Genomic DNA, 12748 nt, shown 5'->3' on the forward strand with positions numbered 1-12748 from the left:
GGGTGACAAGTGTGAATCTGGATGAGTACAAGGGACTTTCCGGCGACAATGACCAGAGCTACCGCTATTTTATGGATCATAATCTCTTTGACCATGTAAATATTGACAAAGCACGGACCTTTGTGCCTGACGGACTGGAAGAGGATAGCGATAAGGCATGTGCACAGTATAACGAAATCATCCGGCAAACCGGAGGTGTGGATATGCAGCTGCTTGGTATCGGCGGGAACGGACACATCGGCTTCAATGAACCAGGAGATGCCTTTGAAAAAGAAACCCATTGTGTGGATCTGACAGAAAGTACCATCAGGGCCAATTCAAGGTTTTTTGAAAGCATGGATGAGGTCCCGAAACAGGCCTACACTATGGGAATCGGGAATATCATGGCTGCAAAAAAGATCCTTCTTGTGGCAACGGGAACATCCAAGGCAGAAGCCCTGTATAATTCCCTGTACGGACCGATCACACCGAAGGTTCCGGCATCTATCCTGCAGCTTCACCCGGATCTCACGGTTGTGGCAGATGAAGATGCACTGAGTATGATCCGCGAAAAAATAAAATAAAAATCCGGAATACAACTGCCGGATCAAAAAAGGATGGCTTCCGATTCCTACCTGTGCAGGAACGGAAGCCATCCTTTTTCTTTCCGCTGCTCAGTGGATTTCTTCACCGGCAGTTTTTTGTGCGGCTTTTATTTCGTTGTAACAGTATTTGATGATAGATTTTCTGGTTATGATCCCGATGAAGGAGCCCTGGTCATCTACCACCGGTACGAAGTTCTGATTAATGGCGCGATCCAGGAGATCTTCCATATTGGAATCTGCATGGACCGGTTTGTAGGTGGCACGGCGTGGAATCGCCATGATTGGGATTCCCTCTGTTTCCTTGATGTCGTGGATATCTGCACGGCGCATGCCCCAGAGGAGATCTCCCTCTGAGATGGTGCCGAGATATTTGCCGTCCATGGTGAGGATAGGAATGCAGGAGTACTTGCGGTGCTCCATTTTTTCGAGGGTCTGGCGAAGAGTTTCATCCTCAAAGATGTAGGCTACTTCGCTTTTGGGAATCAGAAAAAACAGAATGTTCACGTTATTACCTCATTTCCGCGAAAATTATAAATAAATCTGTAGGCTGTTTTAGAGAAGCTGAAGTCCGTGTGTCTCTGCAGCATCTGTGATCTCCTTCGGCCAGAGAGAGACATGTACTTCTCCGATGTGTGCTTTACGAAGGAAGAACATACAGATCCTGGACTGTCCGATACCACCACCGATGGTGTACGGAAGCTCTTTGTTCAGGATTGCTTTCTGGAATGGAAGCTCTCTTCGGTCATCACAGCCTGCTTCGGTAAGCTGGCGGTCAAGTGCGTCCTCGTCAACACGGATTCCCATTGAGGAAAGCTCAAGGGCAATGTCAAGTACCGGATAGTATACGAGGATATCACCGTTCAGTTCCCAGTCATCATAGTCCGGGGCACGTCCGTCGTGGCGCTCGCCGTTGGTGAGGGTTTTGCCGACTTTCATAAGGAAGACAGCGCCCTTTTCACGGGTGATCCGATATTCACGTTCCTTCGGTGTACAGTCCGGATACATGTCAAGAAGCTCCTGAGTTGTGATAAAGAAGATATCCTTCGGAAGGATCTCCTCGATGTAGTCATACTGTACAGCCATGTATTTCTCAGTTTTACGAAGGACACTGTAAATGGTGCGTACGGTTTCCTTGAGAGTCTCCATGGAACGTTCTTCTTTGGAGATGATCTTTTCCCAGTCCCACTGGTCTACGTAAACAGAGTGGATATTGTCCAGATCTTCATCCCGGCGGATGGCTACCATATCTGTGTAAAGACCTTCTCCGTGAGAAAATCCGTATTTTTTCAGTGCGTAGCGTTTCCATTTGGCAAGGGAGTGTACGATTTCGGCGTTGCTTCCTTCGATAGCCTTGATATCAAAGCTTACCGGGCGCTCTACACCATTAAGGTTGTCATTAAGGCCGGATTCCGGTGCTACAAATGTTGGAGCGGATACTCGAAGAAGGTTCAGCTTCTGTGAGAGTGTCTGCTGGAAGAAATCTTTTACTGTTTTGATCGCAATCTGTGTGTCATGGAGGTTCAGGTCTGCATGATAGGTTGCGGGGATTGTGATTGTATTCATTATCGGCTCCTCCTGATGATTTTTAGGCTTATTGCTCTGTGGGGTATTATAGCAGAAAATGGGTGGAGTGGCAATATAATGAGAGGGGAAGTCTTTTGGGGTATCGTAGAAAAATGCTGGGTATTAAATGCTTGGTGTGATATACTGAAAAAAGAATGCTTATGTTTACGACGGAAATATAAATATCCGTTTTGACGGATAGAATGGAGGGAGCTTATGGCAGGTCAAAGGTGTCAGGTTTGTGGGGGTAAGGTTGTAAATGGCAGGTGTTCATTATGTGGGATGCCTTACAGAAATGATGAGGTGTTATATCATTTGAATGAGCCCCGGGAGATACATTATAAACATGCTTCCGCCAAAGTGCGGGATATGATGCGGCAGTATGGACAGGATGCTGATCAAACAACACAACATAACGGAAACGTAAACCGGAATACGAACGCAAACCGGAATACAAACATAAATCGGAATACGAATGCAAGCCGCAATACCGATTTGAATCGGAATCTAACCAGAAGCCGGAATACAGGTGCAGCAGCCGGACGTAAGACTGCAGCGGCAGTTAATACCAGGAATAAAACAACGGTGGGCAGAAATCGTGCAGAAGTTTTAGAACAGGGAAAAAAACAGCAAAAAAAAGATCAGAAAAGCAGCGGGGCAGGCTGGATCATATGGTTTATAGTGACACTGGCCATTCTGCTTCCAAAATTATGGGATTTTCTTGCAGACTGGATCGGAACAAATTTGTGAGAATATTTCTGCAGTGAGATCAGGCAGTGCTAAGTGTCTGTATTTTCGTGTATACAGAAATATCCCTTTTCTTTTCTCCTCAGCTGTGTTATACTCATGCCTAGCACAACATATAGATGAAAAACAATATATAGAAGATATAGGTACTATATATAGTATTTTGCATAGCGACTTATATATAGCACAGGGAGGGATGAGCAATGTTATATGTGATCAAGAAAGACGGGACAAGAGAGGAGTTTAATCCGCAGAAGATCGTGGCTGCCGTGAACAAATCCGCAGAGCGTATTCTTTATACTTTTTCAGACGAGGAGAAGGATTTTATCTGCCGTTTTGCCCAGGAGCATGCGGATTCCCTTGGAAAGAATGAGATTGAGATCCAGGAGATGCACAATATCGTGGAGGGGGCTCTGGAGCGTGTGAATCCGGCAGTTGCCAAGAGCTACCGTGATTATCGGAATTACAAGCTGGATTTTATCCATATGATGGATGATGTCTATACCAAGAGTCAGGCGATCCGTTATATCGGTGATAAAAGTAATGCCAATACAGACAGCGCCCTTGTTGCCACGAAACGAAGCCTGATCTTTAATGAGCTGAACAAGGAACTCTATCGGAAGTTTTTTATGAACCGTAATGAGCTTCAGGCATGTAAGGACGGCTACATTTATATTCATGACCAGTCTGCACGTCTGGATACCATGAATTGCTGTCTGTTCGATGTGGCAGCTGTTTTAAGTGGCGGTTTTGAGATGGGAAATGTCTGGTATAACGAGCCGAAGACTCTGGATACAGCCTTTGATGTTATGGGGGATATCATTCTCAGTACAGCAGCACAGCAGTATGGTGGCTTTACAGTGCCGGAGGTTGATAAGATCCTGGCACCGTATGCAAAGAAGAGCTATGATAAATATATTTCCGAATTTATGAAATACTCGGACGAGAGCTGGAGTGGCCGTGAGGAGAGAGCTATTGAGTATGCTCTTGATAAGGTCCGCAGGGATTATGACCAGGGCTGGCAGGGAATTGAGTACAAGCTGAATACCGTCGGTTCTTCCAGAGGTGATTATCCGTTTGTTACGGTGACACTTGGTCTCGGAACCGAGCAGTTTGAGAAGATGTGTACGATTTCCCTTCTTGAGGTCCATCAGGGAGGACAGGGTAAGGCCGGACACAAGAAACCGGTACTTTTCCCGAAGATCGTATTCCTTTATGACAAAGAGATCCATGGTCCAGGAAAGTGCTGTGAGGATATTTTTGAGGCTGGTGTGGAGTGTTCCTCCAAAACCATGTATCCGGACTGGCTGTCTATGTCCGGCGCAGGCTATATTTCCAGTATGTACAGGAAATACAAGAAGGTCATCAGCCCGATGGGATGCCGTGCTTTCTTAAGTCCGTGGTATGAGCGTGGCGGTATGGAGCCGGCGGATGAGAATGATACGCCTGTTTTTGTGGGACGTTTTAACATTGGTGCGGTAAGCCTTCATCTTCCGATGATCCTTGCAAAGGCCAGAGCGGAGAGCAGAGATTTCTATGAGGTTCTGGATTTCTATCTGGAAATGATCCGTAACCTGCACATCCGCACTTACGAATATCTGGGACAGATGCGTGCATCCACCAACCCGCTTGCATACTGTGAAGGCGGTTTCTACGGCGGACATCTGAAACCGAATGAAAAGATTGGCAAGATCCTGAAGCCTATGACAGCTTCCTTCGGTATCACAGCGTTAAATGAGCTTCAGGAACTTTACAATGGCAAATCCATTGCCGAGGATGGGGCGTTTGCTCTGGAGGTCCTGAAATATATCAATGACAAGGTAAATCAGTACAAGAAGGAAGATGGTTATCTTTATGCGATCTACGGAACACCGGCAGAGAGTCTTTGTGGCCTGCAGGTAGAGCAGTTCCGTAAGATGTATGGAATCATTGAGGGCGTTTCTGACAGACCATATGTGAGCAACAGCTTCCACTGCCATGTAACAGAGGATGTAACTCCGATCGAGAAACAGGATCTGGAGGGACGTTTCTGGGAGCTCTGCAATGGCGGTAAGATTCAGTATGTACGTTATCCGATCGGCTACAATAAGGAAGCTATCCGTACACTGATCCGCAGAGCCATGGATCTGGGATATTATGAGGGAGTGAACCTTTCTCTTGCATACTGTGACGATTGTGGTCATGAGGAACTGGAGATGGATGTATGCCCTGTCTGCGGTTCCAGAAATCTGACCAAGATCGACCGTATGAACGGATATCTTTCCTACAGCCGTGTCCATGGAGATACCCGCCTGAATGAGGCGAAGATGGCTGAGATCGCTGAGCGAAAATCTATGTAAATACTGGCTGCCCGATCAACTGTGTAACAGTGATCGGATGTAGAGTCAGACAGTATAAAAAATATCCCGCAGAGCTGCCGGTAAGACCAGCAGCCGTCTGCGGGATATTTTTATGTAAAGTGAAGTTTTATAGTTCACTTTGTATTCTGAGTCCGTAAAATGATCATTTAATGATAGTTCCGGTCTTCTCACGGTAGCCGTCTTTTGCATGGGCCATGTCTGTGATGATGGTACGGCGTCCGGTTCCCTTCTCCACGAAGGAAACACCTGCTTCGATCTTAGGAAGCATGGAGCCTGCCGCAAACTGTTTGCCGGCAATATATTTCTTGGCATCTTCTGTGGAAATAGTATCCAGATAAGATTCGTGATCCGTATTATGGTCAAGGCTTACTTTCTCGACGCTTGTAAGGATCATCAGAGTGTCAGCGTTCAGTTCTTCTGCAAGAAGTCCTGCTGCCAGGTCTTTCTCGATGATGGCGCTGGCACCATTCAGCTGAGTTCCCTGCTCAAGAACCGGGATTCCGCCACCGCCTGCGGCAATGACGATCTGCTCTGCTGCAGAGAGGACCTTTACGGTTTCAATCTCTACGATCTTCTGTGGCTTCGGTGCTGCAAGGATACGTCTGTACTGGCCCTCTCCCACCTTTGTGACAAAGTTTCCTTTTTCTTCTTCAGCCTCGGCCTCTTCTGCGTTAAGAACACGTCCAATGATCTTCTCCGGCTCTGCAAATGCTTCATCGTATGGATCGATGACAACCTGTGTCAGAACTGTGCTGACCGGTTTGTAGATCCCTCTGGAGATAAGCTCAGCACGGATGGCGTTCTGAAGGTCATAGCCGATATAACCCTGGCTCATGGCGGAACATACGGACATTGGTGCAAATGTATAATCAGGATGTGCCTTACCGAATTCATTCATTGCGGTGTGGATCATCCCTACCTGCGGACCGTTGCTGTGGGAGATCACTACGCGGGTTCCCTCCTCTACCAGATCTGCGACTACCTTCGCTGCGAGTTTTGTAGCTGTTTTTTGCTCTGGAAGTGTGGTGCCAAGTGCCCGGTGGCCTAATGCAACTACTACGGTTTTTTCGCTCATAGGAAATACCTCGTTTCTCTTAAAAATTGGAATGAAATCAGTTACTGTATTCAGTAACGAGTACATCGAAAACGATGCACGAATATTATATTTTATTATAAAAGACCTATGTGGGAAATGCAATAGAAAATCGAGTGTTTTCCGAGACAGGAAAAACCGCCTGATCCAGTCAGACGGTTTGATTCCTACTATTTTTTGAGGGGGGAGATAGAGAGTGGTTTTTCATCTATCCAACACCTATTATATAGAGAAAATATGTTTAAAATATGTCGTTAATCTAAAAGAAATGGAAAATTTATAAAGAAAGTTTAAACAAACTTTATAATTTTTATATCCGGTTGCGCATGGTCTGAAAATGTGATACATTGAAAAAGTCTTGATCCTGCATTCTGCGGGATCTGTTCACGCATCGTTTCGATGCAGAAATCCATTTTATTTTATCGAAAAAAATATTGATCATGCACCATTTGCCGGGGAGGGATGCCTTTGTCTGTGGAAAAGTAAGTTTCTGTAAAAAAAACATGTGTATAAGAAATGCCAGATCAGGCAGAAATGAGGAAGAGCCATGAAAAACAGAATATGGAAACAGATGAAGAAAGCCGGAATTGTGACAGTGCTGGCAGGAGCCATGCTGGGAGGAACAATAGAACCGGAGCTGACTCTGGGAGCAGATTTTTTGCCGGGACAGGCACCGTTTATCGATCAGAGTGTGTTCTGGAAAGACATAGAATCCGGACAGGCGGAGCTTGGGATCCGGATTCGCGGCCTGAATGAATGGCTGTCCGGGAGAAGGTTTTCGGAGGATAAGGAGAAAAATGAGAAGTGGGACGATGAACTTCAGAAGATTGAAGATCCATCGGTGGAGCAGGAAGAAGAGATAGAACAGGAGCTGCCAGAGAATGACTTGCAGCAGGAAGAAGAGCAGGAGCTGCCGGAGGATGATTGGCAGCAGGAAAAGGAGCCAGAGCCGGAGGATGACTTGCAGCAGGAAGAGAAGGCAGAACAGGAATTGCCGGTGGATAAGGTTGTGGAAGGAATCGGAATAGAAATGGAGGAAGGATATGAGCACGTGGAGCAGCTGGCATCCGGGGAAACAGTACAGCCGGAGGATGAAGAGCAGGAGAAAACGGGTCCGCTCACACCGGAAGGAACGTCGACCGGAGGGGAAAATGTAGGGAATGAAGAGGAAGGTGAGTTTGAGGAGACGCAAAAGCTGACGCTGGTCACGTATATTTCGGAGTATTTTGTTCCGGAAACGGATTCTGTCCCGAAAAATATGGCTGCACAGCAGATTTCTGTAAGGAGCCAGAGCGGTGAAGATACAGAGATCACAAAGCTGGAAAGCGTGCTGAACGTGGAGCAGAACGGGCAGGATGAGATTTTTTTCCGTATCCCGCTGATCCTGCGGCAGGAATACCGTTTTCCGGCAGAGAAAAGCAGTTATCCTGTGACTCAGGAGGAACCGCTTCAGAAGGACTGTACCGGTGCGGGAACCTTTCTCATGACAGAAGAAAACGGGGAAGAGCTGGTGATCGCAGAGGGAATCTCGCCTATGCTGGACGTGGAGGCTGCTGAGGCTGATATGGAATTGTCGGTAATTGCACAGAATAAAAAAATGAAAGCAGGGCAGACCATCCGTTATCAGGTAGAGATAGCCAATACCGGAAAGCTGGATCTTGCAGATATCCGTCTGACCAGCAGCCTTTCATGCCCTAAGATCCGGCAGCTGTGGGAAGATGCAGAAGGCCTTCTAACAGAAGGGGCTGTGGCGGAATTTGCAGAATTAAAAGCCGGAGAGAGCAGGAGCTTTTATGTACAGGCGCCGCTTCTGGATGAACAGGAAAAAGATCTGGAGCACCAGGTGGAAGCAGAGGCCAGGGTGAAGGACAGAGTGGAGGAGGTGATCCGGAAGAACGCTTCCACTATAAATGGTCTGGAGGCACTGAAGGCGGATCTTTCTGTAAAGAAAACTGCAGACAAAGAAACCGCTGCACCGGGTGAGACTGTGACCTATCAGATCTGTATCGTGAATACCGGTGAAAAAACGCTTCATTCGGTTGTGGGAACGGAGCGCTTTCAGGCAGCAGGGATCCATGCACAGTTTCTGGAGCAGGAAGGTGTAACGCTCAACAGCAGCCGTACAAAGGCAATGATCCAACAGATCCCGCCGGGAGAGGCAGTTTCTCTTCAGGCTGTGGTGAAGATCCCGGGAAAAACAGCGGATCAGAAGCTTTTTAACCAGGTGACGGTCACAAGCAAGGAAACCGGAGAGCGATTGATGGAGGCCTCCGCTTCTGTCATGGTAAAAGGAGAGGTGGCTATTACGCCGGAAGAAGGGCTGCCTTTGCAGGGAGATGACCAGGGTCCGGCTTCCGGTCAGATACAGATGGCAAGAACTGCGTCCACACATCCGAAGACCGGAGATGATACCAGGAGGGATTTGTGGACGCTTCTGGCAGTGACAGCTTTGGTGACTGTGCTGGGCGGCATCTGGCTTCGGAAAAAATATGCGGATATTTATGGAAAAAGCTGATGTTACTGAGAACGGAGTGAACAGTAACAAGCTGATATTTTACAAGGCGGCCGTACCTCAAAGAAACGTTGAAAACAGGGGGGAGGTGTGCTATTCTATATGGTATGTACAGAAAATAAGAACAGTATATTTCCCGCCTCCGGTGTGCTGCCCGTCAGACCGGAAAAAGGGAAGATGGAGGAGAAAAATGAATCTTTTATCCTTATTGGAACATCTTGAATACAAATGCCTTCAGGGAAGTACAGAGCAGGAGGTTTCTTCTGTTGTATATGATTCCCGCAAAGTAGAAGAAGGGAGCCTTTTTATCTGCATCAGAGGTGCGGTCGTGGATGGACATAAATTTATACCTGATGTTGTGGCAAAGGGTGCGAAGACACTCATCGTGGAAGAAGCGGTGGAGGCACCGGAGGATGTGACAGTGATCCAGGTAGAGGATACCCGTTACGCCATGGCCTTTATTTCAGCAGCATGGTTCGGACATCCGGCAGAAAAGCTCAAAACCATCGGTATCACCGGAACCAAAGGAAAAACAACTACAACCTATATGGTGAAATCAATCCTTGAGAATGCCGGATATAAGGTTGGTCTGATCGGAACCATCGAGGCTGTTATCGGGGAGAAGCATATCCCGGCAGCCAACACGACACCGGAATCCTATATGGTACAGAAATATTTTCATGATATGGTAGAAGCAGGCTGCGATGCGGTCGTTATGGAGGTTTCCTCACAGGGACTGATGCTTCACAGAACCCAGGGATTTGTGTTTGATTTTGGAATTTTCACAAATATTGAACCAGATCATATCGGACCGAATGAGCACAAGGACTTTGATGATTATCTGCACTGCAAATCCATGCTTCTCAGACAGTGTAAGGTTGGTATCGTAAATCGTGACGATGAACACTTTGACCGCATTATCGAAGGCCACACCTGTAAACTTGAAACCTATGGATTTTCCGAAAAAGCAGATCTCCGTGCAGAGGGCGCCAGACTCGTTGGAAGAAAGGGCTATCTGGGAATTTCCTATCATGTTAAGGGACTTATGGATTTTCCTGTGGAGATCGATATTCCAGGTAAGTTCAGCATTTACAATTCTCTGACTGCCATTGCCATCTGCCGCCATTTTAAGGTATCCGAGGAGAATATCATCAAAGCTCTGAAGGTGGCCAGGGTCAAAGGCCGTATTGAGATGATCAAGGTATCTGACGAATTCACACTGATGATCGATTACGCACATAATGCCATGGCGCTGGAGAGCCTTCTCGGAACACTGAAGGAATATGATCCGCACAGACTGGTATGCCTGTTTGGCTGTGGCGGAAACCGTTCCAAGCTGCGCCGTTATGAAATGGGTGAGGTTTCAGGAAAGATGGCAGATCTGACCATCATTACTTCAGATAATCCGCGAGATGAGGATCCACAGGCCATCATCGATGATATTAAGATCGGAATGGCAAAAACAGATGGAAAATATGTAGAGATCCCGGATCGTAAAGAGGCGATCGCCTACGCGATCCATCATGGTGAGCCGGGAGATATCATCGTCCTTGCCGGAAAGGGCCATGAGGATTATCAGGAGATCAAGGGTAAGAAATATCCCATGGATGAGCGTGTACTGATCCGGGAGATCCTGGAAGAAGATCAGAAAGCGTAAATGGATGATCTATGCAGATGTGATCATTGACATTTCTCATGAAAAGCTGGACCGGGATTTTCAGTATCGTGTACCTGAGGAGCTGGTGCAGGCAATAAAACCCGGAGTTGTGGTCACAGTGCCCTTCGGAAAGGGAAATACCCTTCGGAAAGGCTATGTGACCGGGATCTCCGGAACGGCAAAATATGATGCGTCAAAGCTCAAGGAGATCTGGGGAGTGTCCACAGACAGTGAGACAACAGAATCCCGGCTGATCGCACTTGCGGCCTGGATGAAGGAGACCTATGGCTCCACCATGATCCAGGCACTGAAAACAGTTCTGCCTGTAAAAGACAAGGTCCGTGCAAAAGAGAAAAGACTGATCCTTTTTACAGGGAAAAAGGAAGAGGGGCAGGCACTTCTTGGCAAGCTGGAAGGCAGCCGCTTTAAAGCACGTGAGCGGTTCCTTCGGGCAATCCTGGAGGCCGGGAGCCTGGATTATACCTATGCCTCCAAAGAGCTTGGAGCCGGCATTTCCGTTCTTGATTTTTTTGAGAAAAAAGGTCTGATAACTATTGAAAGTCAGGAAATGTATCGTATTCCCGATGGGTTCGGCCTGGTGAAGGAGAACATGGAGCTGAGTCTGAACCAGGAACAGCTTTTGGCGGCAGAGCAGATCTTTCGGGAATGGCAGGAGCCGGACCCAAGGCCTGCACTTCTTTTCGGAGTGACCGGAAGCGGAAAGACCCAGGTTTATATGCGCCTGATCCAGAAGGTACTGGAGGAGGGAAAACAGGCGATCGTGCTGATCCCTGAGATCGCGCTTACTTATCAGACAGTCAGGCGCTTTTATGCCATGTTCGGAGATAAGGTTTCGGTTCTGAACTCCAGACTTTCCCAGGGAGAACGTTATGATCAGTTCAAAAGAGCAAAACGTGGTGAGATCCAGGTGATGGTAGGACCCAGATCCGCACTGTTCACACCGTTTTCAGATCTGGGACTGATCGTTATCGACGAAGAGCATGAACCCACCTACAAAAGTGAGAATACGCCAAGGTACCATGCACGTGAGACTGCCATTGAGAGGGCACGAATGGAACATGCCCGTGTGGTCATGGGATCAGCCACTCCGTCATTGGAAGCCTACAGTCATGCCTGTGACGGAGAATATCTTCTGGTAAAGTTAAACGCACGTTATGAGGAAAGGCCTCTTCCACAGGTATCAATCGTGGATCTTCGGGAAGAATTAAAGAAAGGAAACCGCTCGGTACTGAGTCTGGAGCTGAAGAGGGATCTGGAGCAGGTCCTTGAAAGAGGAGAACAGGCCATGCTGTTTCTGAACCGGAGAGGATATGCGGGCTTTGTTTCCTGCAGAGCCTGCGGTCATGTTATGAAATGTCCCCACTGTGATGTATCTCTAAGTGAACACAATGGCAATCGTCTGATCTGTCATTATTGCGGCTATGAGACTGTGAAACCGGAAATCTGTCCGTCCTGTGGTTCACCGCACATTGGTGGATTTAAGGCAGGAACCCAGCAGATCGAGAAGGTCATTGAAAAAGAATTCCCGAAAGCTAGGGTACTTCGAATGGATTTTGATACCACAAGGACCAAGGACAGCTATGAGAAGATCCTGGCTTCTTTTGCAAAGCATGAGGCAGATATTCTGGTGGGAACCCAGATGATCGTCAAGGGACATGATTTTCCGAATGTGACTCTGGTAGGAGTGATCGCAGCAGATCTTTCGCTGAATATGGATGACTATCACTGCGGGGAGCGTACATTCCAGCTTCTGACTCAGGCAGTTGGACGTTCCGGCAGAGGGAATCGGCCGGGGCAGGCGGTGATCCAGACATATCAGCCGGAGCATTACAGTATCCAGGCTGCAGCTGTTCAGGATTATAAGAAATTTTATAAAGAAGAAATGGGGTATCGGATGCTTCTGGACTATCCGCCGGCAGCCCATATGATGACTGTTTTTGGCGCCTGCCAGGATGAAGAACTTCTGAAAAATGCCATGTATTATATAGAAGTTTTTATCCGCAGGGTAAGTCCGAAGGAAGAGCTTCACATGATCGGACCTGCAGCTGCATCGGTAGGTAAGGTAAAGGATGTTTATCGTCAGGTGATCCATCTGAAGCACAGGGATATCTGCTTTCTCACAGCAGTCAGAGAGAAGCTGGAGAAATATATAGAGATAAATTCCGGATTCCGGAAAATATACATTCAATTTGATATGAATTAAAGGAGAAG

At 47.3% G+C, this 12748-nt stretch carries 9 protein-coding genes; 6 read left to right on the forward strand and 3 right to left on the reverse strand.

Annotated elements, in window-relative coordinates; all coding sequences use genetic code 11:
• A partial coding sequence (locus tag ABCM67_RS09590) for a glucosamine-6-phosphate deaminase (RefSeq protein ID WP_342992818.1) occupies positions 1 to 563 on the forward strand: 563 nt, incomplete at its 5' end.
• 90 nt (positions 564 to 653) lie between these two features.
• Here ABCM67_RS09590 and ABCM67_RS09595 read toward each other — a convergent pair.
• Both ABCM67_RS09595 and asnA read right to left on the reverse strand, forming a co-directional pair.
• Positions 654 to 1088, reverse strand: coding sequence for a CBS domain-containing protein (locus ABCM67_RS09595; RefSeq protein WP_021651604.1), 435 nt, complete (start codon positions 1086 to 1088; stop codon positions 654 to 656).
• Positions 1089 to 1136: 48 nt separating this feature from the next.
• Entirely contained in the window at positions 1137 to 2147 is a 1011-nt protein-coding gene (asnA, locus tag ABCM67_RS09600) for an aspartate--ammonia ligase (RefSeq protein WP_015526128.1), read from the reverse strand.
• A 216-nt stretch (positions 2148 to 2363) separates the two neighbouring features.
• On the opposite strand from asnA, the gene ABCM67_RS09605 reads away from it, so the two are divergent.
• The gene (locus ABCM67_RS09605; RefSeq protein ID WP_147420723.1) at positions 2364 to 2897 is read left to right on the forward strand and encodes a hypothetical protein; all 534 of its coding nucleotides are present in this window, start codon (positions 2364 to 2366) and stop codon (positions 2895 to 2897) included.
• A gap of 200 nt (positions 2898 to 3097) precedes the next feature.
• A complete protein-coding gene (nrdD, locus tag ABCM67_RS09610) occupies positions 3098 to 5233 on the forward strand; it encodes an anaerobic ribonucleoside-triphosphate reductase (protein ID WP_015526126.1) in 2136 nt (711 codons plus the stop codon).
• A gap of 163 nt (positions 5234 to 5396) precedes the next feature.
• On the opposite strand, the gene arcC is transcribed toward nrdD, so the two are convergent.
• Positions 5397 to 6329 (reverse strand): carbamate kinase, encoded by a 933-nt coding sequence (gene arcC / locus ABCM67_RS09615; protein WP_173741334.1) that lies wholly within the window; start codon positions 6327 to 6329, stop codon positions 5397 to 5399.
• Between the two features lie 565 nt (positions 6330 to 6894).
• Here arcC and ABCM67_RS09620 point away from each other — a divergent pair.
• The 3 genes from ABCM67_RS09620 to priA all read left to right on the forward strand — a co-directional run bounded on the left by ABCM67_RS09620 (position 6895) and on the right by priA (position 12740).
• Positions 6895 to 8862: a hypothetical protein gene (locus tag ABCM67_RS09620; RefSeq protein ID WP_342992819.1), complete on the forward strand. Its 1968-nt coding sequence runs from the start codon at positions 6895 to 6897 to the stop codon at positions 8860 to 8862.
• 187 nt (positions 8863 to 9049) lie between these two features.
• Positions 9050 to 10516 carry a UDP-N-acetylmuramoyl-L-alanyl-D-glutamate--2,6-diaminopimelate ligase gene (locus tag ABCM67_RS09625; protein WP_022426879.1) on the forward strand — a complete coding sequence of 489 codons (1467 nt, stop codon included), beginning with the start codon at positions 9050 to 9052 and terminating at the stop codon, positions 10514 to 10516.
• 4 nt (positions 10517 to 10520) lie between these two features.
• On the forward strand, positions 10521 to 12740 hold the full coding sequence (gene priA, locus ABCM67_RS09630) for a primosomal protein N' (RefSeq protein WP_250789525.1): 2220 nt from the start codon (positions 10521 to 10523) through the stop codon (positions 12738 to 12740).
• Positions 12741 to 12748 lie beyond the last annotated feature (8 nt).

This window comes from Blautia sp. 2227st1_G12_2227SCRN_220401, from assembly GCF_039062885.1.
GTDB lineage: Bacteria > Bacillota > Clostridia > Lachnospirales > Lachnospiraceae > Blautia_A > Blautia_A fusiformis.